Annotated in this window: 16 protein-coding genes; 7 read left to right on the forward strand and 9 right to left on the reverse strand. The window is 41.6% G+C overall.

Annotated elements, in window-relative coordinates; genetic code table 11:
• Nucleotides 1-930: 930 nt before the first annotated feature.
• The 4 genes from P162_RS14005 to P162_RS14020 are packed head-to-tail and all read right to left on the reverse strand — an operon-like array spanning nt 931 to nt 6,313.
• Nucleotides 931-2,130 carry an AGE family epimerase/isomerase gene (locus P162_RS14005; protein ID WP_051907899.1) on the reverse strand — a complete coding sequence of 400 codons (1,200 nt, stop codon included), beginning with the start codon at nt 2,128-2,130 and terminating at the stop codon, nt 931-933.
• Entirely contained in the window at nt 2,130-3,323 is a 1,194-nt protein-coding gene (locus tag P162_RS14010; RefSeq protein WP_051907901.1) for a glycosidase, read from the reverse strand. The genes P162_RS14005 and P162_RS14010 overlap by 1 nt, the downstream gene beginning before the upstream one ends.
• A gap of 11 nt (nt 3,324-3,334) precedes the next feature.
• Nucleotides 3,335-5,170, reverse strand: a complete 1,836-nt coding sequence (locus tag P162_RS14015) for a sodium:solute symporter family protein (RefSeq protein WP_031428257.1) — start codon at nt 5,168-5,170, stop codon at nt 3,335-3,337.
• Nucleotides 5,171-6,313, reverse strand: coding sequence for a glycoside hydrolase family 26 protein (locus P162_RS14020; protein WP_051907903.1), 1,143 nt, complete (start codon nt 6,311-6,313; stop codon nt 5,171-5,173).
• 178 nt (nt 6,314-6,491) lie between these two features.
• Between P162_RS14020 and P162_RS14025 the strand changes: the two genes are divergently transcribed.
• The 6 genes from P162_RS14025 (at nt 6,492) to P162_RS14050 (ending at nt 16,312) form a co-directional block, all read left to right on the forward strand.
• Complete coding sequence (locus tag P162_RS14025; protein ID WP_031428260.1) at nt 6,492-7,364, forward strand: helix-turn-helix domain-containing protein; 873 nt, start codon at nt 6,492-6,494, stop codon at nt 7,362-7,364.
• Nucleotides 7,365-7,657: 293 nt separating this feature from the next.
• Nucleotides 7,658-10,798 carry a SusC/RagA family TonB-linked outer membrane protein gene (locus tag P162_RS14030; RefSeq protein ID WP_035917401.1) on the forward strand — a complete coding sequence of 1,047 codons (3,141 nt, stop codon included), beginning with the start codon at nt 7,658-7,660 and terminating at the stop codon, nt 10,796-10,798.
• A 10-nt stretch (nt 10,799-10,808) separates the two neighbouring features.
• Nucleotides 10,809-12,383: a RagB/SusD family nutrient uptake outer membrane protein gene (locus P162_RS14035; protein ID WP_031428263.1), complete on the forward strand. Its 1,575-nt coding sequence runs from the start codon at nt 10,809-10,811 to the stop codon at nt 12,381-12,383.
• A 32-nt stretch (nt 12,384-12,415) separates the two neighbouring features.
• A complete protein-coding gene (locus tag P162_RS14040; RefSeq protein WP_164076263.1) occupies nt 12,416-13,459 on the forward strand; it encodes an IPT/TIG domain-containing protein in 1,044 nt (347 codons plus the stop codon).
• 73 nt (nt 13,460-13,532) lie between these two features.
• Nucleotides 13,533-14,741 carry a glycoside hydrolase family 27 protein gene (locus P162_RS14045; RefSeq protein ID WP_031428265.1) on the forward strand — a complete coding sequence of 403 codons (1,209 nt, stop codon included), beginning with the start codon at nt 13,533-13,535 and terminating at the stop codon, nt 14,739-14,741.
• 86 nt (nt 14,742-14,827) lie between these two features.
• Nucleotides 14,828-16,312 (forward strand): FG-GAP repeat domain-containing protein, encoded by a 1,485-nt coding sequence (locus tag P162_RS14050; RefSeq protein WP_051907907.1) that lies wholly within the window; start codon nt 14,828-14,830, stop codon nt 16,310-16,312.
• 108 nt (nt 16,313-16,420) lie between these two features.
• Here the strand turns inward: P162_RS14050 and P162_RS14055 are convergent, their stop codons facing one another.
• The 5 genes from P162_RS14055 to P162_RS14075 form a co-directional block, all read right to left on the reverse strand.
• Nucleotides 16,421-17,839: a sialate O-acetylesterase gene (locus tag P162_RS14055; RefSeq protein WP_051907909.1), complete on the reverse strand. Its 1,419-nt coding sequence runs from the start codon at nt 17,837-17,839 to the stop codon at nt 16,421-16,423.
• Nucleotides 17,840-17,883: 44 nt separating this feature from the next.
• Entirely contained in the window at nt 17,884-18,978 is a 1,095-nt protein-coding gene (locus P162_RS14060; protein ID WP_031428268.1) for an SGNH/GDSL hydrolase family protein, read from the reverse strand.
• 200 nt (nt 18,979-19,178) lie between these two features.
• Nucleotides 19,179-21,122, reverse strand: coding sequence for a hypothetical protein (locus P162_RS14065; protein ID WP_164076264.1), 1,944 nt, complete (start codon nt 21,120-21,122; stop codon nt 19,179-19,181).
• Between the two features lie 4 nt (nt 21,123-21,126).
• Nucleotides 21,127-22,119: a glycosyl hydrolase gene (locus P162_RS14070; protein WP_051907911.1), complete on the reverse strand. Its 993-nt coding sequence runs from the start codon at nt 22,117-22,119 to the stop codon at nt 21,127-21,129.
• 13 nt (nt 22,120-22,132) lie between these two features.
• The gene (locus P162_RS14075; RefSeq protein ID WP_031428272.1) at nt 22,133-24,619 is read right to left on the reverse strand and encodes a glycoside hydrolase family 9 protein; all 2,487 of its coding nucleotides are present in this window, start codon (nt 24,617-24,619) and stop codon (nt 22,133-22,135) included.
• Between the two features lie 142 nt (nt 24,620-24,761).
• On the opposite strand from P162_RS14075, the gene P162_RS14080 reads away from it, so the two are divergent.
• Nucleotides 24,762-26,111, forward strand: coding sequence for an AGE family epimerase/isomerase (locus P162_RS14080; protein WP_031428273.1), 1,350 nt, complete (start codon nt 24,762-24,764; stop codon nt 26,109-26,111).
• Nucleotides 26,112-26,298 lie beyond the last annotated feature (187 nt).

Genomic DNA, 26,298 nt, shown 5'->3' on the forward strand with positions numbered 1-26,298 from the left:
CTAATTTAGTAATACAGGCTGGTAAAATAGAAAAAGATTAATGGAACATAATTTTTATTCCGATTTGAATGAATCCTTTTTTACCTTAAATTTACTTTGAGATTGGAAATCAAATGACATTATTTGATATTATTCAAAACGGTAGCTATTCGGTTACCTGGACTCATTGACATCGGGAAGTCCTATAAACATTGAGGAATGCGAGCCAGGTTTGAATCCTGGCAAGGTCACTAAATGCCCCTTAAAAAGGCACAATAACCACGCAATTCTCACGGATTGCGTGGTTTTCTGGTTTTTAGGGGTTCGTTTAATTTGATATTGTTTGATATAATATGTTAGCTATACGCAACTCCAAATCATTAATGCAACCTCGAGGTTGCATTTAAGATTCGATGCTTTAGCTGTCCAATGATTTGGTTTGACTTTAAAAGAAATTTTTTGATCAAAACCAAAGATCATGCGTGCTAAAAGAACATTTTCCTAACAATTTTGGGTTAAAGTTTTATACTCAAATAGAAGACTATTTTAGGTCACTATATTGTCTTACTTCAGCACTAAAATCTGTGTGTTTATCTGGTGTGTGTGATTATGTTTTAATTACAGTGAGTAAATTCCGCAGTATTGAATTTAAGAATAAAATCCATTCGTTTTAAATTGTAAATTGACGGCTCTTTAAACAATTTCTTGATCATGAATCAAAAAATTGATTTTGGGTCAATCAATTTTTTGAAATGACGAATTACCTTACTGTAATATTAGGCAAAGTAAACATCCAGGCTGCAAAAGTTGATTTAAGGATGTAGTAGATAAACCCATTTTTAATGGGATTTAAATAATTTCCATTACTTAGACATAACTGGGGCACTAGTCATATCGTGATAACTGGCTTTAATCTCTTACAGTGTACTAACTTTAAATTAATTATATTATTTAAAACCTGTCAAGTAAACTAATCAGCGCTCGCGAGTTATGATACGGGCATTTCCACATGCCCAGTTTATCTTCACTTGTGTAGGCTTGATTATTTTCATCTATTCTAAAAAACCATTCCCCATTTTTATGATCGATGATATGGGTTTTTGTGAAATCCCAAATATCAATGATTGCACTTTTATATATTTCGTCAGGATTGATTTTATAAGCATATAGAAGCCCTACCATGGCTTCGGTCTGTGGCCACCAGTGGCGGTCTGTGTCAAGTCTGCCACTTGTTTGATCCAATTCATTCAGAACGCCATTTCCTCTAATATATCCCTCTTTCAGGAAGGTTTTTGCCACTATTAGGGCGATTTTCTCTGTTTTTTGGAGTAATTCGCCATTTTCTGTGACCTTGGCCGCTTCAATGAGCAACCAGGCAGCTTCAATATCGTGACCATACGAAATAGTACTGCTCAATAATTGCCATTTTTTATCAAAAAACAGGTGAAAATGGCCGTTTTTAGTCAAAAATCGATCTAAAAATAGATTAATTAAGTTTTCCAGCGATTTTTTGACTTTAGCATCGGGATATATAGTATAAAACAAGGTATAGGCTTCCAGTACATGCAGGTGCGTGTTCATCGTCTTCTCCGCGTTTTGATCTTTCTCGCTCAGGCGCATATCTTCCACTACAGACCAGTCTTCTTGAAAAGCTTCAATATACCCTTCATTTTCCCTATCAAAGGCATGTTTTTCCAGCAATTCAAAGATTGAAATTGCCCAGGTTTTTGCAGTTTCCTCTTGAGTTATCAGATAATATTGAGAAAGACCATAAATAGCAAAAGCCTGCGCATAGACTTGTTTTTTACGGTTCACCGGAATTCCTTCAGCATTCAATTCCCAATAGACACCGCCATATTTTTTGTCCCGAGAGAAATCATAGAGGTAATTAAAAGCACGCGTGGCCAGTTGGAGCGCTTTGGTATCTCCAGAAAATTTCGCAATGGCAGAAAACGACCATAAAATACGGGTATTCAGGATAATACCTTTATTGGCCTCTGGAACAAGGTTATTCTCGTGATCGCGCTGCCCTACAAATCCGCTTCGTTTTTCATCTACGCTGTACGTGATCCAGTAATCGGTTATGGATTGTAATTCCTTTTTTAATTCGGTATAAAAGTGTTCAGGAAACAGGGAGTGCTCTTGATGCATTAATACAAACCTTTATTATTGTTGATCAAATTGATTATACTGCTTACCGAACCGGCTGAGGTAAACGTATCTTCCGGAGTATTTTTAACGTAATCAATCAATTTTTCCACCGTACTAACCGCGACATGGCAACGGGTGTCTGAAGAGGCATAGTAGATATAAACTTTCCCCTGATCTTCGATCCAGCCATTTACAAAAAGCACGTTGGGAACATCGCCCACCGTTTCTTTGTAAGTAGGCGCCATAAAGTAACCCGCAGGCTGATGGATAACTTTGGCAATATCATCTAGCGCGGTCATAAACATATATAACGTATAGCGCAGGCCACCGGCGGTATTGCGCACTCCATGCGCTAGATGTAACCATCCTTCTCTGGTTTTAATAGGTGAGGGGCCCTGGCCATTTTTAAGCTCGTAAACGGTGTGGTAAGCTTTGTTGTTTATGATTTTTTCATCAAGAACGATGGGATTTTCCATGTTTTTGATGTAGCCCAAACCGATACCTCCACCTGTGCCCACATTTATAAAACCATCCTGCGGACGCGTATAAACAGCATATTTGCCCTCTACAAATTCTGGGTGCAATACCACATTGCGCTGCTGGCCGGTATAGCTTTTGAGATCGGGCAGGCGCTCCCAGTTGACCAGATCTTTGGTACGGGCGATCCCGGCATTGGCAACAGCCTGGCTGGTGTCGCCGGCGGGGGCGTTGGGATCTTTCCTTTCGGTGCAAAAAATACCATAAATCCAACCGTCTTCGTGACGGGTAAGACGCATGTCATAAACATTAGTGTCCGGTTCTTCGGTCTGAGGGAGCTGTATAGGTTTGTCCCAAAACTGAAATTGATCCACACCATTGGGACTTTCCGCGATAGCGAAAAACGATTTTCGGTCATTGCCTTCCACACGAACGACCAATACGTAATTTTCGCCCCATTTTATTGCTCCCGGATTAAATGTAGCGTTGATTCCTATGCGCTCTAACCCTAGCGGATTAGTTTTAGGATTTAAGTCATAACGCCAGTGTATGGGTGCGTGCGCTGCGGTAAGCACTGGATTTTCATAACGTTGAAAGATGCCGTTGTTTTCTGCAACCGGATTATTGGGCGAATTAATGAGTTTTTGGTGGTTTTTGACCAGTTTATTGTAATTAAGGATCGTTTCTGGAGATTTTTTGGTTTCGCTAGCGTTCATTTTTTGGATGCTTATGAATTATAATTGGGTTCTTCGTTCATTTTATCCCACCAGTTTTTCTTGAGAATCACTATACAGATGGCAAGAAGCACAAGTGAAACAAGCATGGGTATATGTTCATGTAGAATAATATAAAGTGGGATAACTACCAGTAAAGTCTGGCCTATCACTCCAATTACTACATTAAACATATCTCTTTTAAAGGCGGTATTTCGCTGAAAACCGGGTTCTTTTTGAATGATTTTTTCATAAATAGGTTTCCAGGCGCCCCAGGGATGGGTCTTTTTATAAAAATGAATGAGTACGTCTTCTTCTGTGGGCGGCGCACTGTAAGTTCCCACAAGCGATCCTATGAGTGAAATTAAAAGAATTACCGGAAAATAATACAAGTCTAGCGTATCGGTAAATATAGGAAAAACCAGCGCTGGAATGATGCCCGAAAGCATTCCCCAGAAATAGCCTGCGCCGTTAAAGCGCCACCAGTGCCACTTAAGCACGTTTGAAATCACGTAGCTGCCGTAGAGCGCAGAAACGATCCATTGCAAAATGGAGTTCACATCCTGTACAAAAAAGCCAAGTACGATACTTACTAAAACCACAGCGATACCACTGCCATAGTTCATAAACCGTACTTTCTTGGCCGAGGCCTGCGGATTGTAATGTTTTAAATAAATATCGTTAACAAGATAGGCCTGTGCCGCGTTAAGCGTTCCCGCAAATGTGGACATAAAAGCCGCCAGAAGTCCTGCAAGCAAAAGCCCTAATAATCCTACAGGAACAAACTGTTGAATGGCTGCCGGGAGAATTTTCTCAAAATCAAGCAGACCAGCGGTACGTAAATCCAAACGGTCATAAAATAACAGTGCGAGCACCGTAAAACCACCTATCATAAGATAACGTGTGGGCATGAGGGCAATACTCGCAAAACCGCTCATTTTAGAAGCCTCCTGGGGTGATTTTGTAGAAAGGATTTTCTGCATGTCATAGTTTGGCGCGGGGCCGGCAATACTGGATAAAATACCTTTGAAGACCATGAGCATAAAGAATATGGTAAACAGGCTGTACCCATCAGACAGTATTTTTGTGTTCACCTCGTCAATAATACCAGTCCAGTCCATATTGAGGTTCCAGCCAAAAAAGGGATTCATCCAGCCTTCGGGTACATTTAAGGTGTGCGTGCCCATCGCCTGCCAGGCGATTACAGCGATAGCGATAGATGAAACGGTCATGATCGTGTATTGCAGCAAATCTGTCCATACGATGCCGGACATACCGCCAATAATAGAGTAGAAAACAGCGAAAAAGGTGAAAATAATCCCATAAAAATGCGGAATGTAAGTCGCCGGAATATGAAAGGGGATGTATGGATTAACCATTTCCCAGGGGATGAAAATCTCAACAAATTTACCCAGGCCAATGAAGCCATAGGCGAGGAATCCCAGGCAGCTCAAAATCGCAAAAACAACAATGATGGTATGCGAACGTCTACCGCCGCGACCAGACCCAAACCGGAATAAAATCCATTCTGCCCCGGTCATCACATTAGAACGGCGCAGCCAGGCCGAAAGGTAAATCATAAGAAATATTTGATTAAAAACCGGCCATAGCCAGGGAATCCATATACTCTTGAAACCATAAACAAAGGTGAGCGTCACCAGCCACATGGTACCCGAAATATCAAACATCCCCGATGCGTTAGAAAGACCCAGCATATACCAGGGCAGGCTTTTACCACCCAGTAGGTAATCTTCTTTACTTTTGCGCGCTTTTTTACTTACGGCCAGACCAATAACGATCGTACCTACGAGATAAGCCAAAATGATCGCGATATCGAGGGGTTGTAACATTTAATAAATTTTATTTTTGGGTTTAAAGGAATAACGATCTATATCTTCCAGAAATAAGATATCCTCCCTTTTAGCAAATGCTTTAAAATCGGTTGCGGAAGCCTCTTTGGGGTAAATGCCAAAATAATGGTCTTTACGCGCGTTGCGCCAAAATAAAACCCAGGCGATCCCGGTATCCTTGATCCCGGGATAGAGAATTTGCGTCCACCACTTTGGGTTTCCAGGGGCGACATTTCCTGTTTCGGTAAGGGCAAGTACTTTATTGTGGGTTTCAGCAAATTGCCGAACGACGCTCAAATCCTGTTGTAGTTTTTTGGCGAAACCAGCATCACCTCCATGATTATAAATATCCATACCCAGAATATCAACAAATGCATCGCCGGGATAAAAGCGCTCATATTCTTGAGGGTTATTAAGCGTATTGGGTGAATACGCGTAAAGTAGGTTATGCACGTCATTATCGCCCAAAAGTTGTACAAAATCGCGATAAAGCGCTTTATATTCTTCAGGGGTGCAACTGGCTGCTCCCCACCAGAACCACCCGCCATTCATCTCGTGGTAGGCCCTGAAAACAAGCGGGATCGCATTTCCTTTTTCATCTTTTATTGATTTTATGAAATCAGCAAGTTTGCTTACCCAATCAATATATTTAGAGCGGTTAAGGCCCTCTTTCATTATTGTTTTTACCGCCGCGGTGGTATCCCAACTGCTTCCACCACTTTGTGGGTTGTCAAGGTGCCAACTTAATGTAGTGATTGCACCGCGTTTGTGAGCTTCTATAATTTGGTGCCGCATGAGGTTAAAAGAAACGGTATCTAAATTAATGTCATGTCCCAACTCAATATGACCCAAATCCCAACCCTGCACAGCGGGATATTTGCCTATTACATCATGCATGTCACTACGGTACTTGTTTTGAGATGAAGCTTTCCAGCCTATCCCATACGCTGTTGGATCCTGTTGCCCAATGGAAATGCCTTTTTTTGCCAAAAAATCAATTTTAGCTTTCAATAATTTAGTCTGTACACTCGCTTGTGAATCGGCAAGGGAAATATTCTGGATAGGAATACTCAAGCTGCTTCCACAAGAAGTGAGGATTAAAGCTATAAAGACAAAATATACAAAGTGAACTGTTTTAATCATATTACCGAACTGATGATTTTAGTATATTGCGGCTAAGCATTAGCTATCCTAATTGATTTAGCTTTTTGGGGCGACATTTATTAGCAAAATCCAAAATTACCACGATGGTTAAGTTTCTGTTAATAGAAATTTGTCAAAATATGATATGATTTTTACTAAATTCATAAATTATACAGTTATGCATAAGGATATTCATAGGGAAATCACGCAATTAGCTCCCGAAGATAGTTTTTTGGTTTTTGACCGCGTTAAGGATGATTTTGATTTTCCTATTCATTTTCATCCAGAGTACGAACTCAATTTTATAAAAGATGGCAAGGGCGTGCGTCGTGTAGTGGGGGATAGTCTGGGGGAGATTGAAGATCTAGAACTCGTACTGGTAGGGCCTAATCTGGTACACGGTTGGGAGCTTCATAATTGTACATGCTCGAGGATTCACGAGATTACCATACAATTTCACGACGACCTATTTGATGAAAAATTGCTCTCAAGACGTATTTTTAAACCGATTAAAGATATGTTCAATAGGTCTAATCACGGTATCGCTTTTTCTAAAAAGGCCACTAATGATGTGATGTCTAGAATTTTGAGACTATCAAAGATAGATAGTATCGATTATTTTCTTGAACTCATTTCCATACTGCATGATCTGGCCATTTCAAGAAACCAGCGTTTGCTTTCATCGTATATTTCACAAAATAAAAATTTTGAAAATAGCGATAAAATAAAAGTAATCTATGAATATATTCAGGAGAACTACAACAGGAAGGTTTCTTTAAACGAAATTTCACAGCTAGTTAATATGAGTCAGGTTTCTTTTAACCGCTTCATCAAAAGCCGAACCGGCAAAACCTTTGTGGAATACCTCAATGATACCCGTATCAGTTTTGCTACGCGCTGGCTCATCGAAACCGATTTGAGCATCGGTGAGATCGGGTATAAGTGTGGTTTTAATAATATTGCAAACTTTAATCGAGTTTTTAAAAAGCTCAAAAATTGTACACCCAGTGAATTCAGGGAGCAATTTGAGGGAATAAAACGCGTATTGTAGTTGGATTGTGACTACACTGTTATTTTAGGCTGATTTACGGTCGTTTTTGCCGGTTTTTAGTTCGTTTTGTAAAATAAGATAAGAAAATGACAAAATGCTATTAGATATAACGCGGAGAATCGTATATTTTTGAAAACTGAAAAAACCCCTTGTCGCTGTTATTTTAGCAAAATTGATTGATTTTAATGATCATAATGCAATTTTTTGGCGATTTAATGTTAATGTCTAAATTTATCTTATTATTTATGGAGCAAAAAAACCATACGTATTCAAAGCGGTCTAAAAACGCGTTTTTGAATACATTTTCTCTGCTTATGCTGCTCGTTTTTACAGCATTTCAGGCTACGGCCCAACAGGAAATATCGGGTACAGTAACAGACGCTGCTGGCAGCCCGTTGCTGGGTGTTAATGTCTTTATTAAAGGGACTAACCAGGGCACCGCAACCGATTTTGATGGAAATTACCAAATTACCGGATCTTCCTCAAACGTTATCGTTTTTACCTATGTAGGTTTCAAAGATAAAGAAGAAACCGTGGGAGATAAAGCAATTATAGACGTAAGTCTTGAAGAAAATGCAGAAAGTCTTAACGAAGTTGTACTTATAGGTTATGGTGTACAGCAGCGCCAGGATGTAAATGGATCAGTATCCAGTGTAAGTGCAGAGGAGATTGAAAATGTACCCCAGGTAAGTATAGACCAGCTTCTGCAAGGCCGGGCTGCCGGTGTAACAATAAGCCAGAATTCGGGTAAACCGGGTAGTGCCGTTTCGGTACGTATTAGGGGTATTACTTCAATAACCGGTAATAATGAGCCGCTTTATGTTATAGACGGTGTGCCTATTTCTGGTGATTCTCGTAACCTAAGCTCTAGTGGGCGCACTGATGCTTCCAGTTTTAATGGTGGCGGGCAGACGGGTTCGAGTCCACTGGCGAGTATCAACCCCAGTGATATAGAATCTGTAGATATATTAAAAGATGCTTCAGCCACCGCTATTTATGGTTCGCGGGGAGCTAATGGAGTTGTTATCATCAAGACCAAGTCTGGTAGCAAGGGCGAAAAAGGTTCATTGCGTTACAGCACTTATATTGCTTTACAGGAACCCCAGGAGCTTCTTGATGTGATGGATTTGCGTACATATGCAACGCTACAGAATTCGCTTGCTGCAGAATATGGAAGTGCCCCACGGTTGGAATTTTCCAATCTTTCTTTGCTGGGAAAAGGTACCGATTGGCAAGATGAAGTTTTTCAGCAGGCTTTAATGAAAAGTCATCAACTTTCCTATAGTGGAAGTTCGGATAAAGTAAACTATTTGATCTCCGGTAGTTATCTTGATCAGGAAGGCATTGTTATAGGCTCTGGTTTTGAGCGTTATACCATTCGTACAAATATAGACGCCCAATTGAACAGCTGGTTAAAAGTGGGTGCCAATATTACAGCGGGTAGGACCAATGAAGATATCACACTCAATGGAAGCCGGGATGGGATTGTAAGCCTTGGGCTTTTGCAAGCCCCTGATGTGGCAGTGAGAAATCCCGATGGGAGTTTTGCCGGCCCACCAGATGATCCCGAAGCGGTGGAGGGTAGTATAAACCCCGTAGGTCTTGCACTGAGCCAGACCAACGAACTGCAAAAAGATAATGTTCTGGGGAATTTTTTCTCAGAATTTCAACTGGCCGAAGGTTTCACCTTTAGAAACGAAATAGGTGGAAATCTGGAATATGTAAAAAATAAGCTGTTTACGCCTACGTATCAATTTGGCCGATTTGTAAATGAAAATGCCACTTTATTAGAAAAAAGGGCAAGCAGCCAGTTTTGGATCATTAAAAACTATTTGAGCTATAATCATAATTTTGAGTCTGGTCATAATATAAACTTATTGCTGGGCCAGGAAGCGCAGGAATCTCGTTGGGACGGTACACAGGTAGTTGGAACAGGTTTTGTAAACAATAATATACAAACCTTAAATAATGCAAGTGGTATAACCAGTTATGATTCCTATAAAGGCAGTGCATCGCTGAGCTCTTATTATGCTCGTGCGATCTATTCTTTTAAAGAAAAATATGGCCTAACGGCTACCGTACGTGCTGATGGTTCTTCTAAATTTGACGCATTGGGAGATAATAAATGGGGATATTTCCCCTCTTTTGCAGCCTCCTGGAAACTATTTAAGGAACCATGGATGGAAGGAATAAATGAAACGGTAGATAATATTCGCCTTAAAGCGGGTTATGGTGTCGTGGGTAATCAGGATATTCCCAATTACCTTTACGGTTCCAGTTTATCGGATACACAAACAGGGGTTGGCCTTGGTTATTTAGTGAACAATATTCCCAACCCTGATTTAAAGTGGGAAGAAACCAGACAGACTAACTTAGGGATAGATTTTACGATGTTTGACAATAGACTTAATGCTACCGTTGAGGTCTATAATAAGATATCAAAAGACTTTTTGTACCAGCTGCCCTTACCCACTTATCTTACTGGTGGACCCAATTATCTTGGCGGTATAAGTGCTCCCTACGTGAATCTTGGGGAAATGCAGAATAAAGGGATCGATGTTTCCATAGGATATTCAACGTTGAAAACGAAAGATTTCTCTTGGTCTACCAACTTGAATGTTTCCCATTATCAAAATGAGGTGACTGCCTTATATCAGGAAAGCCTGGAAGTGATACGTACATTAACATCAGGATTTTTAACTTCACCCATTACAAGAACTGTACAGGGGGAAGCATTGGGTAAATATTATGGTTATAAAGTTAAGGGACTCTTTACCAGCCTTGACCAGATTGCTGATGCGCCCATACAATTTGGAATTCCTTTTTCTGAGGAGCAAGGAGATAATGATTTAGGTGATATTCAATATGTAGATGTGAATGAAGATGGTGTGATCAATGAGCAGGACCGAACGTATATTGGTAGTCCACATCCTGATTTTACCTTTGGTTTCACCAATAATTTTAGCTACAAAAACTTTGATTTAAGTGTCTTTTTGCAAGGCTCTTACGGTAATGACCTTTTAAATCTTACCAGAAAGGAAACCACAGGGCTTGCCAGACTTTATACCAATCAACTGCAAGAGGCTCAGGATTACTATACTGCAACAAATATAGATGCGGAGTATCCGAGGCCACGGCGTGGGGATGACAACCAAAATTTATTTGTGTCAGACCGTTACGTAGAAGATGGTTCTTATGTAAGGATCCAAAACGTTAGCTTGGGCTATAATTTCCCAAGTACAGTTCTCGATAAGTTCAATGTTTCCAACCTAAAAATCTATGGCACCATTCAGAACTTATACACCTTTACAGATTATAGCGGTTATGATCCAGATATTGGGGCCTACAATGGCGATGCGCTGCAAATGGGGGTAGACTTGGGGAGATACCCCATATCACGAACTTTTACCTTTGGTGTAGATGTTGAATTTTAAAAGAAAAAATATGAGAATTAATAGAACTACGATTATACTATTCGTTGTAGGAACCTTTTCTATAATGAGTTCATGCTCTGAAGATTTCCTGGAGCGGCCGCCAGAAGACGGTATTGCCCTGGATAATTTTTATTCTAGCGAAGAAGAACTTGTCGCAAATACAAACGCGCTTTATGATTCGCCCTGGTTTAACTTTAATACCAAAGCTTTCTGGTCTATTTCAGAACTCACTTCGGGTAATGCCAGGACGTATTCGGGGGATGTTGTCAGCTATTATAATTTCAGCGTTACAGGTGATAATACCGTATTGTCAGATGGTTGGAGTTCGCTGTGGGGTGTTGTAGCACAATCAAATGCTATAATTAATTTTTTACCAGATCGCGTTTCTGGGGATGTTTCTGAAGCTGCGGTCAACAACACTTTGGGCGAAGCACATTTAATGCGTGCGACTGCATATTTTTACCTATTAAGAATTTGGGGACCTGTTCCCATTATTACAGACAATCTAGAAAATGTGTATGATCCACAGATTCCTACCAATAGGGTGGAAGATATATATACCTTTATAGAAAATGATCTGCAATTTGCCATAGATAACTGCTACTCAAAAATACGAGGAGCAAATTATGAAGCGAATGCCCATGTATCTAGCGGTTCGGCCAAAGCAATGAAAGCCAAAGTACATTTGTATCAAGGGGAGTACGATCAAGCGCGGCAATTGTCGCAGGAGGTCATAAATAGTGGAGAGTTTAAACTCTATGGAGGTCCAGAACTCCCTTCTAAAAGTTATAACGATCTGTTTCTCACGGCCAATGATAATAATGAGGAATCTATTTTTGCACTGCAATGGACTTCTACCGGAGGTTATGGAGCGGGTAATGCCATGCAGGCTTCTTTTGCAATAAGCTCTGCCATTACCGGAACAGGGGATGGGTATGGCGTTATAGGGCCCACCATTGATCTACAAAATGCTTATGAAACGGGTGATGAACGCAGAAAGGCGACTATTATGCTCGCCGGGGATTTTTATCCTAATTTAAGAGCGGCAGACGGCGGTTACACTGCACCTGATGACATCAATGCACAGAATACACAGGCAGGTATAAAAAAATATGTAGTGGGAACTCCATCAGATAATAATGGCGACAGTGCGCAGCAGGCCGCTGGTAACAATACCTATATTATGCGATACGCAGATGTGCTTCTTATTAATGCGGAGGCCATACTTGCAGGAGGCTCAAGTACAAGCGATCCACAGGCACTACGTTCTTATAACGCAGTACGTCAACGTGCGGGATTAGGTAATAGGCCATCCATTACGCTCGAAGATATCTTGCATGAAAGAAGGATTGAATTTGCTATTGAAGGAGATTATTGGTTTGATTTGGGAAGAATAGATCGCCAAATGGCCATTAATATTATAAGTAATCAAGAGCGCGGTACGTATTCCACGGATGGTACCAATGAGGTTTTTTCTGAAATGTACACTCCAGAATCCAGCGATTTCAGGTATCCATACCCTACGAGTGACGTGGCCCTTAACCCACGATTACTTGAAGAGCCCGTACCTTATGATTTTGAATGAAAAAGAAAATATTAAATAAAAAAGCTACTATTATGAAAAAAATTAATAATACGGTTAGCGTAGGTATGTTACTTATGATGTTTATAACCCTATCTTCATGTACAGGTGATGATACCGGAGTAGATTTCAGTAGTTCTGCTGAGCCGCCCGTTTTAGAACGCGTGAGTTTGGTAGATAAAGATTCAACTACTTCAGAAGGCCTTCGTGGTAACTTATATGCCATTTATGGAAAAAATCTGGCAACAACTACGCAGGTTACTTTTAGTGATAGTGTAGCTTATTTTAACCCGACCATGGTTACCGATACCAATATATTAGTTGCCGTGCCCGATGGTGCGCCTTATTTTGGAGGAAGTGATAAGTTAATGGTTACTACCCAGGCAGGTACTGCAAGCCTAGATTTTGCAGTGGCACAGCCAGCGCCGGATATTGAAGCATTTTCGCCCCTAGCTGCCGGATCTGGTGAGATTGTGACCATAACCGGTTCTGTCTTTGAAGGTTTGGAAGCAGTGCGTTTTGGGGAGATTGAAGCAGAAATTGTAAGTTCCACAGCTTCCGAAATACAGGTTCGTGTACCAGAAGGTGTCGTACAGAGTTTTATTTTTGTGGAAACCGCAGGAGGTATTACGCAGTCCAGCAGTGCTTTTGGTTTTAAATACCTTATTTATGACGATACTCTCAATGCCAGTTGGTGGGTAGGAGGTTGGGACGGTACCCAAGATTTTGAAAACACCCAGCAAGTAAAACGCGGCGATTATTCCGTACAGCGTATCTATACTGGTGGCTATTCCGGATTTCAAATCGGTAATGGCGGCGCTCCTATTTTATTGGAGGATTATGTTGCGATCAAGGTTTCTATTTATGGTGGCGAAGGTGCAATAAGTCTCAAAGTAGTTGTAAATGGTCTTTATGATGATGGTATGGTCATAACAGTAACCGAAGGTGAATACACTAATTTTACCATTCCGCTTAGCGAATTGAATGCGTCTACTGGTAATCTTATGGAAATCGTAATACAGGAATTTAGCGGAAGTGCTCCTTCCACTATTTACATTGATGATCTCGGATTGATTTAGTAATATATAATGACTTAGTGCATATCCTAAGGCTATAGCTTAGGATGTGCTTTTTGATAAAAATTAAAAAATTATGATTAGAATTTTTATGTTGCTCATTTTTATTTCAGCGGGATCTCTGGTACAGGCTCAAAAATTTGAAAACCTTGCCCAAACTCCCCCCATGGGCTGGAACAGCTGGAACACTTTTGCCTGTGACATAAACGAAGATGTAATAAAAAAAGCTGCAGATTATATGGTTTCCAGTGGTATGAAGGAAGCCGGTTATGAATATATTAATATTGATGATTGCTGGCACGGCGAGCGCGATGCGCAGGGGTTCATACATGAGGATAAAGAAAAATTCCCTTCGGGCATGAAGGCACTTGCAGATTATGTACATGCTAAAGGTTTAAAACTGGGTATTTATAGTGATGCGGGTACTAAGACCTGTGGAGGACAGCCCGGAAGCCGGGGTTATGAATATCAAGATGCATTGATGTATGCCAAATGGGGTATTGATTATTTGAAATATGACTGGTGCAGCACTGAAAATATCAATCCCATAGGCGCTTATACCACGATTAGCAAGGCCCTTTATAAAACCGGTAGGCCCATCGTTTTGAGCATTTGCGAATGGGGCGACAACAAACCATGGGAATGGGCGGAAGATATAGGCTATCTATGGCGCACAACTGGCGATATCTATAATTGCTTTGACTGTGAAGAAGATCATGGGGATTGGTCTTCCTGGGGTGTTTTGCAAATTCTTGATATGCAGGAAGGACTGCGAAAATATGCAGGTCCAGGCCACTGGAACGATCCTGATATGATGGAGGTGGGCAACGGTATGAGCACCAGTGAAGACCGTGCCCATTTTACCATGTGGGCCATGATCGCCGCGCCGTTGATCGCTGGTAACGATTTGTCGACCATGAGCCAGGAAACCATAGATATTCTCACCAATAAAGAAATTATTGCCATAAATCAGGATTCACTCGGGGTGCAGGGCTTTAAATATAATGCCGAAAATGAACTGGAAACCTGGTTTAAACCTCTTGAAAATGGCGACTGGGCAGTCACTTTCTTGAACCGTGGCGCTGAAGAGCGGAATATTAATTTTAATTGGAAAGGTCAAATAATTAAAGATCCCGACTTTGAATATACGGTAGATTTTACAAAAAACACCTATACAATCAGAGATTTGTGGATGCACAAAAACCTTAAAAACTCCAAAAAAGTACTAAAAGCTAAAATTAAGCCACATGATGTGCTTAGTTTAAGGTTGTCTATGAGCAAGTAAAACAGGAGTTTTTAACAGCTGTTTACGGATTGATATTAATAGTTTGAACTTTGAGATTGATTATAGTCTAGATTTCCCAAAAATCGATGTATAAATTTGGAATAAAAAAGTGGATCATCGCTCTCTTGTTTATGCTCATTTTAGGAATAGGATTTACTTTATTATTTCCTCTAGCTCCCAGAAAAGATTATACCACAGCAAAGAACACGTATAACACTTATTGCGGCAGCTGTCATATAACACCTGATCCCACAAAAATCCCAAAATCTTTCTGGGAGCATAATGTACTTCCTGAAATGGCGCGGAGAATGGGTTATGGCAATTTGAATAACAGCCTATATCCCTATCCAGAAACCCCGATAATAGATTCCATACAATGGAATCAGATACATGATTATGTTATAAACTTAGCTCCTGATAACATCCCCAATATACCGTTTAGAAAAGGCAGGGGCACGGAATTAAGCCAATTTCATTCTTCCTTGCAAATTTTGGCAAATCCCAAGACTTCAGGTGCGATCACGAATAGTAAATATGATGCTGCATCTGGATACCTATTTATGGCTAATGCTTATGGTCAAGTGCGTGAGTGGAAAAATCGGGTTCCCATAAAAGGGCATTTCAATTCTCCCATTATTTCAACAGTTTTTAAAGAAGACACTACTTATCTTACAGAAATAGGGCTTATGAAGCCCAGTGAAACCGCCCAGGGTACACTTTATATGATGAAAAACGGTGTGATGACTCCTATTTTCAGAAAATTGCACAGACCGGTATATACTGAAATCAATGACCTTGATGAAGATGGCAAAAACGAAATTCTTATTTGTGAATTTGGAAATTATACAGGAGAACTTTCCATACTGATACAAAAGGGGGGCGTTTATAAAAAAAGAACCCTGTTGAACCTTCCCGGTAGTATTAAGGTTGAAGTTGTAGATATGAACAAGGACGGAAAAAAAGATATTGCTGCCTTATTTTCCCAGGGTAGGGAAGGGATTTACATTTTTTATCAGAAAGAAAATCTGCAATTTGATATTGAGAAGGTTATTAGCTTAGAGCCAGAATACGGTTCAAGCTGGTTTTCATTGCTAGACTATAATAAAGATGGCAAATTGGATATTGTTATGGCCAACGGTGACAATGCAGATTACTCTGATTTTCTGAAACCTTATCATGGCATTCGGCTTTATATAAATGAGGGAGGGAATACGTTTGAACAAAAATGGTTTTATCCTATCAATGGAGCGACACGTGTATTAGCCGAAGATTTTGATCTGGATGGTGATTTGGATTTTGCCGTATCAGCTTTTTTTCCAGATTTTAAAAATGCTCCAGAAGAGGGTTTTGTGTATCTTGAAAATAAAGATGCTGCTAATTATACATTTCTTCCCCAGGTCACGCAAAAAGCTGAAAAGGGAAATTGGTTAGTCATGGATAAAGGTGATTTTGATAGGGATGGTGATATTGATCTTATGCTTGGAAGTTTTAGTCTGCAAACTTCAGATAAATTGAAAGCCGGAAGCAAATATGATCTCTTGTATCTTGAAAATAAGGCAGTGAAAAATTAGCACTATTGCGAAAGCATTAAAATTCTGCTGTCACGAAAAGATTTCTGTTGACTAGACGACCTTCATTAGGTGTTAGACCAGACACATGTGTGCAAAATAAAGTTCAAACTATTTTTCTATATGTACCCTAAAACTCGACATGGGCAGATCTGCGACGTTGTATATACCGGGTATAGCTATATTTCCCCAGCCATAACGGATGTATTTGGGATTTTTTATAGCAGAGCTAACCATTATTTTGTCTTTGGTTATTTTAATCTTGTCAGACTGTTGAAACTGCATATCGTTCCCGGCTAATTCAAAAACGGCATTTGCACGATCTTTATTGGCATAATGGAGGTCTTTTCCGTTTTTAAAATAGACTTCCACTTGGTTGTTGCTCACTTGTACAGCCTTATCCACCAGTGGACTTTCAGCCAGTAAATTTTTTCCATAGTGTTTGGCCAAAGCTAGATTTGCAAACCGTAAACCTGGATCCAGTTTATTACGCGGGTGAATGTTATTATCATCGCCCAGATCGCCCAGCACCACCATGCCGGTATTGGGAACGGCTAAAGATCTGCGCTGCGCATCACGAACCTCTACACCAGAAAAGTCGTCACCGTAATTATAAGGTGCGATCTGTGCGAAATAGAACGGGAAATCAGCATTCCAGGCTTTACGCCAACTTTTGATCAAGTTTGTGAACGTATGGGCATAATAGGGCGCGTTTGATGTGTTGGTCTCGCCCTGATACCAGATGACCCCGGCAATAGTGTAGGGGGTAAGTGGTGCGATCATACCGTTGTATGCACGTCCCGGTTCGCTGGGTCCCCATTGTTCTTCTTTTAAAAGTGTTGCAGCTTTCGCCAAAGAATCATTTGTGGTGAATAGTTTTTCTGGCATCCAGATTTCAGCGGGAGTACCGCCCCAGTTCGCCCCGATCAAACCGATGGGCACCTCGTCGAGTTCTTCATTCAATTTTTCCCCAAAAAAATAAGCGATAGCACTAAAGGAAGACATCGTTTCGGGAGTTGATTCCACCCATTTGGCGTCTACATCATCCTGTGGATATTGCGAAGATGTACGCGGCACATCAAAAAACCGGATGTTGGCATTTTTAGCATTTTCAATTGCTTCCTCTTTGTTGGTAATCCCTGCCGAGGCACTCCATTCCATATTAGACTGTCCCGAAGCGATCCACACTTCGCCCACCATTACATTGTTGAGCGTTATGGTATTGCTGCCTTTTAAAGTTATACTATAAGGGCCGGGACCAGCAGGGGTTTTAAGCTGAAGTTTCCACTGTGCCTGTCGGGTTGCAGCTGTTTCAAGGGTATCGGTAGGGTTCCAGGAAGCCACAAGCTGCACCTGTTCACCGGGATCTCCCCAGCCCCAAACATTTACCGTTGTATCACGTTGCAGTACCATATTGTCCGAAAATAAAGCGGGTAACCTGATTTTTGCGTAGCTTTTCTGCACAAGAAGAAGTAGGGGTAAGAGTAAAGTAAGTCTTATAAAAGTTGCTTTAGTATTAGGTAATATCATATGCTTTTAATTTGAGTGGTTCTGAAATCTTCCGTACCTCCTCCCTATGATTTTTTCAATAGATCAGCGTAAAATGGGATGAGCTCACCAGCCAAAACTTTATGGTCTTCAAGATCGGGATGATAACCGCAACCACCGGGTGTCATGGGATCAAATTCAAAGATAGCCACAGTATGAGCGGTATCAAAATGCGTCTTTACATCTTGTAGGCATTTTAATAAAAGATCGGCTTTTTCCCCAGCAACCATTGGGCTTGTCAGCAGGGCAAGTTTTGTGTCGGGATTACGGTTAAAAATGCGCTGGACGAGAGCAACATAGGCCGAAGTATATTTTTCAGGATCAAAGGGCTTGCGTTCTTTTTCGCCTTCCCCATCAGAAAGATCATTAGTACCTAAGGCTATACTGACCAAATCGGGCGATTTGCCTGAAAAATTCCATTTTTTATCGGCATTTCCATCCAAGTAGGTCGTGGCATACACATCGCCCATGACGGGCTGATCTTCATCGTTCCAGTTGCGGTACATACCCATCCCGGAAACTGCATTGAGTCTATATCCTGCATTCAACGCCCTTGCCGCCCGTGGACCATAGGCCAAATAGGCATTGTGCTGATCGTACCATTCGCCGGTATCGCAGGGAATGTCTTCGGTATCGGCGCCAAAACCACAGGTAATGGAATCGCCAATAAATTCGATCGTAGCAACGGTTTTTGGGTCAAAAGAGGCGATTTTTTCGGCTTCTGCACCATAAAACAGGATGGGGCCATTGCTGGCTTCGGTAGCTTTATAAACACCCACCTCATTGTTTTTTCCTTCCGGAAGGGCAATCGTGATGCGGTTTACAGAATCCTTTTGCACCTCATATCGGTCTTTATACTGTCCGTTTACTTCAACCACCACAAAATCATGCGGCTCGCCCTGGGCACCGATAAGCAACGTGATAGAATCTCCTTCGGCCTGAAAAACCACATGCGCCGCCGGACTGATCAAGGCCTGAACGCTGTCGTTCATTATCTCAGTCCTCCCGGAATAAGAGAATTCTTGTTGTGCCGCGTTGAAAAAAGTGGCTGTTTCTTCCGGTTTTGTAGCACAGGAAAGTACTAAAGTTGAAACTAAAATCAGGATTATTTTATTGGACATTTTTTTTAGTTAAGAACCTGAGTTTTATGTAAGGTTCTAAAGTATTTAAAATGGTCAATTCGAGTGATTTTTGTAAAAAAATTTTATCGAGAATGACTATTTTCAATCGAAAAATGCGGTTTTCGATACTAAATTCTTACAGAATTTCACTCAAACTGACGCATATTCCCTTACATCGAACTCGTGTTAAGAGTTATAAATTAATTGGACATTAAAGATACATAACCGGCGCCTTGCAACTCAAATTCGAGCACGCCATTTTTGACGTTTACCGATTTCATCTTTTTAAAGGAATGGTCAATATCGGTTAAATACAGGGTAAATTCGGTCGCTTTTTGAGGTAATCCGGTCAATTTTACGCTGCGTGTGGCACCTTTGTTCACCATATGAATAGCATAACTTCCGGTAGTCTCATCGCCAAAAGCAGCGCAGGTAATTGCCTTTTTATTGCTCGTAATGGGAATGGACTTTAAACCTTTTGGCGTACTGCCCAGTTGTTTCAGGTTGAAAAATCGCTGCGTGGGGTGCAGTTCATCTTCGGTATTGCCAAAAAGACCGCCGCCGGACATCATGGAATAATCTGAAGTAAGCTGCCATTGCAAAATACTCAGTGGTTGCGCCATATTGAGAATCTTCATATAGACTTCGATCTCATCAAGCGCGTAGGTAGGTTCTTCAAAAATCTGCGGGTAGCGCCACGCACCGGCGTCTATACTGCCCTCGCCCACAAAAAGCGGAAGTTCTACACGGTTTGCAATATCCCTCCATTTGATGAGGTTTTCATCGGTATAACCACGCCAGGAATGAAAAGAAACCGCACCAATAAAGGGTCTGGTTTCCGGATCAATAGAGGCTGGTGTGGTAAATTCCCAACCGTTTGCATCTGCCGTGTCGCCCAATAAAAATTGGGTATTTAAGCCGTTTTTTCTAAAATGAGCTCCCAATTCTTTGATCAGTTGGTTGTGCTCTTCCGCTGTTTGGCGCACATCGATGCCCAGATCAGATTCGTTGAACGAAAACATTTTGGCCTCAACACCATATTCCTCTTTTAGATAGGAGATATAGGACGTAAGGGATTTGTAAATCGCTTCTTTTTTGGTCTGATCAAGAGCATTTCCACGAGAACCATCCAGGTTTACACCACGTGTCCGTTCCCCAATAATCGCCCAATCTGGGGCAAACCAGGCGGCCAGGATAACGGGAATTCCCAGGCTATCCAGGCGTTTTGCCATCTCCATGGCCGCTTTTACCTTGGGATCCAGGTTTCCTTTTTTGGCTTCGGCGATGGGATCTACATTTTCATCCGGCTGCCAAAGTCGCCAGGGCATTTCTACACGGGACCAGGCCACGCGGAGGTTTTCTAAGCTGTAATCGATCACCTGTGGATCCATAGATGGATTTTGAAGCCGAAAATTGCCGCCTACCCCGTCAAATTCTCGTCCTTCTTGCTGTGGAAAAATTTTGATTACAGCCGGTGATGTATCAATGTCACCCGAAGCTTGAATAGTCAAGGTGTTTTTATAGGGTTCGTTAGCGCGAAGTTGACCCGCGGCGAGTTTAATGTACAGGGAAATCCCTTCTTCGGTTGAATCATTGGCCTGAATGATCAATTCGGTGGGCATATTAAAAGCTATTTCCAGTTTTCGGGTAGGTGCTTCAATGGTCACTCCTGTGGCAGGTGCTTTATAAGTAGCGTTGCCAAATTTTGCTTTAAGATCGCCCAGCGTCATATTTTCGGGGTTTTTGACCGAAAACTGGGTGTTTTTGCCAAATTCCCCGGGTAATTCCATTTTAAAATAAGCACCGTTAATTAAGGTATCTGCGGTGGCCATGACCTGAAGACCAAGCGTAGCTTCGTTTTCCCCGGTAGTCTGTATGGTATCGGCCCAGGTAAAATGCTCGTTCATTTCATACGTGAATATCTTTTTATCATCCACACGCTTAAAATCGATTTGCTGCCCTTCTTTTCGCGTAGCGCGAAAATCACCCCACTGGTTAAGAAGTACCAGGCTGGTATTAAATTCCATGAGCTGATCATCAACACGGATTCCGGTAAGATTTCCCCAGGTGGTAAATTCAGTCTGAGCGTTAAGAGCCATAGAAAACAGACCGGCGAGTAAAAGCTGTACAATTTTAATTTTCAAAGTATTAGTTGGTTTTAAGTTGAATTTCATCTCTAGTGGTTGTTTTGGGATCGTTATATATTGCTTGTACGCGTTCTGGTGTGTTTGCGGTCTCCAGCCAGTTTGACCAGACCATAAACCAACTCCATTGGGGCTGGGCATGAAGTATTTCCGGCTTGGGCAGTTCGCCCACTTCGCCCAGCGCAATGGGTTTTCCATCGGCGAGCTTTAAAAGCTGGTCATAGTCTTTTTGCTCATAATCATAATGGTACACATCAGTAGCCAGGATATCCACGTAGTTTTTGCCGGGGTAAAAGTCTTTATAGTCAAAAGCTTCATCACCGGGGATATCGCGCGGTGCATTGGCGTTCCAGACCCAGATCAGGTTATTTAATTTGTGATGATCGGTCAGGCGTTCGTAGAGCATTTTCCACAATTTAATATACCCGTTTTTTCCCGGTTTATTGCCCCACCAGAACCAGACGCCGTTAATCTCGTGATATGGCCTCCACAAAATAGGGATATGTGCCTCCTGCAGCTTTTTTAAGGTGGCCGCGATGGTATCTACCTGTGCAAGCCATTTTTTATGAATTTCTGTACCTTCGGTGGTCAATTGTTTCCATTGCTCATCACTAAAGGTGTTCTGCACACTTTGGCTCCAGCCGTACGGAACATCGTCTATGGGTCTCCCCACATGCCACATGAGCGTGACAAGGGCTCCCTGGGTATGTTTTTCTATTGCTGCCTCCACAATGCGGTCGCCGGGATTGTTTTTTCCGTTCCAGTATAAATCTGTACCCCAGACCGCGGGATATTTTCCGGTAATTTCCTGTGCTTTGTTGTAAAAATTTTCCGGTTGCTCGTTATAACTATGCTGACCCGCCAGAATATTGCCGTCAAGATTTTGAATGTAATTCAAAAGGTTTTTTGCCTCTGGAGAAGCATTTGAGTTTACCGGATTTTGACCAAAAACAGTCGAAATAACGAGTAAAATGGTCGGAAAAATGGCTCTTTTCATCTAAAAATCGGGTTTATTCAGCATTTAATAATTGATCTGCGGCAAGCACGAGGAACATATAATCTGTGGTTCCACCGCCCAAAACGTACTCCGTTTGCTGCCAGAGGTAAGGCCATTCCAGCAATTCAGGGAAATCAGGCCGAATCAACGCAGTACCGGAGCCAATACCACCCGGAATATAAGAGGCCTCGCCACGGTTCATGCCGTATGCCTGCGTCAATGACCGTGCGCCCACACCCGAGGCAAAAGACGATGTATTTACGCCTGGATGCACGCCCAGGATAAAATTCATGGCGCTCAACATATATTTTTTTGGAAAAATATTAGGGAAACTGGTATGCAAAAAATACTGTTCCATCCCGAAATGTTGAATTCCCCAACCTGCGCCCCAAATATCCGGGGTGTAAGGCATTCCATACGGAGTTTCTTTTTCCTGGTTTTCAACTACTTTTTTAAAATCTTTTACAGCATTTGTAATGCTTTTTTTGAATTCTGGATTTGAGATAAGCGCTAGCACAGGACCTATTTTCCAACCTATTTGATTGATGTTCTGGATAATATTTTCCTGATTTTCAACAATAAAATCAGCATATTTTTGCTCTTTCGTGGTTTGTAAAAGCGCGATCGCAAGACTGATTTTCGATTGTTGATTCTCCGTTTTGGTTTTCGTCCAGATTTCTTTAGAAATATTCAGGCAATCCGTTGCAAGAGTGTCGTTATAACCTTTTAAAACCCGTGCTGCAGTGGCTAGCGCCGTGGCAGTGTTCAATTCCCGGGACGGATTGTCTTCGGTAAAAACCCAGCGGTCATCCGGCGCTCCGGGCTGCCCCATGGCGATTGCGGTATCCTGCGTTTTATTTGAAAATGGTACACCATCACTATGGTTTACGGGATCGCCCAGCAGGACATATTGCCGTTTTGTGGGAACGATGATCCCGCGATAAAAACGCCCCATAGATTGGTAGCCGCCCACGATTGAGAGAGCACCATGCTCTATTTGTTGTAGCACATCCGGTTTTCCATCAGGTTGCATGATCTCTACGGTACGGGTCTGCTGATCAATACTGGTATTGTCATATTTAACGTTGAAAAGTTCATAAATATGGGACAAACCTTCCACCGTAGCTGCTTGTGATTCCACGCGAAGATCAAAATCGCCGGCATCGTGCCAGGCACCTACATTCAAGCCGGGAACATGTTCACCAGATTCGTAATTAGTTAGCGTTTCAGGTCCTTGAATATAACCGTCAAAATGATTGAAGTTTACAGGCGCCATGCGTGCATCGTCCATATGACAACGGCCATGCCAAACCTTGTACCGGTCATTGACCCGCATGTGGCACATCTGTACAGGCAAAAAATACTCCAGCGTGGGCTGCCACACATCCCGCTTATAAACATCAGCGCTGATCTGAAAAGGTTCTGTGGTATAATTGCCATACTTAATCTGGTACATGCCAGGCTCTTTAATTGCACTAAAATCAAACTGATAATAGGAATATCTCAGAAAATCGCCCCATTTTGCCGGATTTTGGGTGATTATTTCGGTAAAACCACCCGTTTTATTGATGCGTAATAATTTCGCCTTTAGGCTGGATTTGTCAAGTTTATCGGTTTCTATCACCGCAATTTTTTCCTGATTGGGAGTGTAACCCACTTGTGAGACCTGAACTACGGGGCTGTAGAGAAAGTCTTCGGTAACATTAGGCGTAACCAGCCATTCAATGGCATTTTTTGTAGCTCCCGCCGGAACTAGCGACCGCACCACAAACCAACCGTTACTGTGCCGGGCACGACCGTCTATGAGTTCCAAGTCATTATTCTTTAAGTTTTTTATGGAAAGGGTCTGTTTTTCATCTTCCGGAGCGATGGTAAGTTGGTTTCCCGAGGCCATCGGTTTTAACTGAAAATCGCTGTTTTCATCCCTAAACCCGGGGCCGTTTGCCTGCCGATTGAAAATGCCGGAGTTTTCATCCATATAATATGATTTTCCGAAGAGGATACCGGGGAACAATTCGATATTCATTCCAACTTTTCCGGCCCAATCTGCAGGCAATGGCTTATCAAGATCAACGACGATTTTAAATGATTTTCCTTCCGGAATTACTTTAAGCGTATAGGTTAGGTCGAGGTCTGGATAGATAATGGGGTTAAAACCCGTGCGGTCTTTTGAAGGATCTGGGTATTGCATACCCACGCTGATGGCGCCCGTTTTTTTATCCACCTGGCGTTCTCCCACTTTAGGAACGGGCTGCCATTGGCCGGGTGTGGGTTCCAACCTTAAATCACCGTTGGTGGCTACGCGTATCCCGTTCTGGATAAGTCCTACACCACCCTGATGACTTTCAGGGTAAAAGTCATGTGCGAGCATCACATTAGCGCCCCGCATCTCAAGATATTCCTGGTCGTTTAGGTGAAAAACACTTGAAGAATCAACTATTTTCTGGGCAAAAAGTCCGCTTGAAAATAGCATAAATAGAAGTAGGGCGTAATAGCGCATGTTTAATTTTCTTTAAAGTAATAAAACTAGAGGAATGCTTTTAGTACAATTAGTACTATTCTGTCAATTGCACGTAGTATTTTTTCATTATAATTTAAAATCTGAATGAAATATTATCTTTATCCTCAAATATCTTAAAATTATGAAAACGAAACTAGTTGCAGCATTTCTTTTTATAGGATCGGTGGCGTTAGGTCAACAAAAGGCTGAGGATAAACAGCTTATCAGTACCTTAGAAAAAGCATCAAAACAAGAACTACTCGATAAGTGGTACCCACTCGCGGTAGATAAAGAGGACGGTGGTTTCTACAGTGATATTACCTACGATTTTAAACTGGGCGAAAATCAGGACAAAATGATTGTCACCCAGGCGCGGCACGTTTGGGTAAATTCGGTTGCGGCAATGCGCTATTCCCGGGAACGCACCTATTTAAATTATGCCACCCATGGCTTTGAATTTCTCCGGGATAAAATGTGGGACAAAAAAAATGGCGGTTTTTATACGCTGGTTACTAAAAAAGGAGAGCGTATTCCGCGGGAAAATGAAGAGAAAACCGCTTATGGAAATGCCTTTGCCATTTATGGACTTTCTGCGTATTATGACGCTTCGGGTAATGAGGAAGCGCTAGACCTGGCTAAAAAAACATTTCGTTGGCTGGAAGAGCACAGCCATGATTCCATTTACAAAGGTTATTATCAATCGCTGGCGCTGGACGGCACGCCTATAGAGCGTACTGCAGATTTCCCTTCGACCTCAGAAGCGGGATATAAGGATCAAAATAGCTCCATCCATTTATTAGAGGCCATGACCGAATTATACCATGTTTGGCCCGATACGCTGGTGAAAACCCGGTTGGAGGAACTGTTTCTGCTCATTAGGGATACCATTGTCAATGAAGATCACTACATGAACCTGTTTTTTACAAAAGATTGGAAGCCGGTCACATTTAATACAACCTCCCGCGAAAACATTAAAAAACATTATTACCTGGATCATGTATCCTTTGGCCACGATGTGGAAACCGCATATCTCTTGCTGGAAGCTTCCGAAGCTTTAGGACGAACCGATACCGAGGAAACGCTCAAAATAGGTAAGGATATGGTAGATCATTCTTTAAAAACCGGATGGGATAAAAAACTGAGCGGTTTTTATGATGGCGGTTATTATTTTAAGGGAACTGATTCTTTAGAGATTGTTAATGATGATAAAAACTGGTGGTCACAGGCCGAAGGATTAAATACGATGCTGCTTATGCAAAACTATTTCCCGGATGATAAATTGGATTACCGTTCTTATTTTGACAAACTGTGGAAGTATGTGCAAACCTATTTTATGGATGCTGAACATGGCGGCTGGTACGAGTGGGGCATTGACAAACGACCAGAAACTAAAACCGCACTAAAAGGGCAAATATGGAAGGCGACCTATCATAATTACAGGGCCTTGATAAACTGTATTGATCAGTTGGAAGGCGTTAAAAATCGGGAATAATACCCCAAAAATGGCACTTTTAACCAATAAGATACCCTTTTTTTTAAATAACAGAATAAATGTTATTGTGATAACAATAATTATTTATATTAAATATTAACACATCCTTAATTATTTAATAAGAAAATGACAAAATACTATTAGTTTCAGGTTTCTTTACATTCTACATTTGGCTAATGATCTTAGA

The organism is Flavimarina sp. Hel_I_48 (assembly GCF_000733945.1).
Lineage (GTDB): Bacteria > Bacteroidota > Bacteroidia > Flavobacteriales > Flavobacteriaceae > Leeuwenhoekiella.

Coding starts and splice junctions, on each gene's coding strand:
- P162_RS14005 (WP_051907899.1), bottom strand. CDS start 2,130: ATGCATCAAGAGCACTCCCTGTTTCCTGAACACTTTTATACCGAATTA.
- P162_RS14010 (WP_051907901.1), bottom strand. CDS start 3,323: ATGAACGCTAGCGAAACCAAAAAATCTCCAGAAACGATCCTTAATTAC.
- P162_RS14015 (WP_031428257.1), bottom strand. CDS start 5,170: ATGTTACAACCCCTCGATATCGCGATCATTTTGGCTTATCTCGTAGGT.
- P162_RS14020 (WP_051907903.1), bottom strand. CDS start 6,313: ATGATTAAAACAGTTCACTTTGTATATTTTGTCTTTATAGCTTTAATC.
- P162_RS14025 (WP_031428260.1), top strand. CDS start 6,492: ATGCATAAGGATATTCATAGGGAAATCACGCAATTAGCTCCCGAAGAT.
- P162_RS14035 (WP_031428263.1), top strand. CDS start 10,809: ATGAGAATTAATAGAACTACGATTATACTATTCGTTGTAGGAACCTTT.
- P162_RS14040 (WP_164076263.1), top strand. CDS start 12,416: ATGAAAAAAATTAATAATACGGTTAGCGTAGGTATGTTACTTATGATG.
- P162_RS14045 (WP_031428265.1), top strand. CDS start 13,533: ATGATTAGAATTTTTATGTTGCTCATTTTTATTTCAGCGGGATCTCTG.
- P162_RS14050 (WP_051907907.1), top strand. CDS start 14,828: ATGTATAAATTTGGAATAAAAAAGTGGATCATCGCTCTCTTGTTTATG.
- P162_RS14055 (WP_051907909.1), bottom strand. CDS start 17,839: ATGATATTACCTAATACTAAAGCAACTTTTATAAGACTTACTTTACTC.
- P162_RS14060 (WP_031428268.1), bottom strand. CDS start 18,978: ATGTCCAATAAAATAATCCTGATTTTAGTTTCAACTTTAGTACTTTCC.
- P162_RS14070 (WP_051907911.1), bottom strand. CDS start 22,119: ATGAAAAGAGCCATTTTTCCGACCATTTTACTCGTTATTTCGACTGTT.
- P162_RS14075 (WP_031428272.1), bottom strand. CDS start 24,619: ATGCGCTATTACGCCCTACTTCTATTTATGCTATTTTCAAGCGGACTT.
- P162_RS14080 (WP_031428273.1), top strand. CDS start 24,762: ATGAAAACGAAACTAGTTGCAGCATTTCTTTTTATAGGATCGGTGGCG.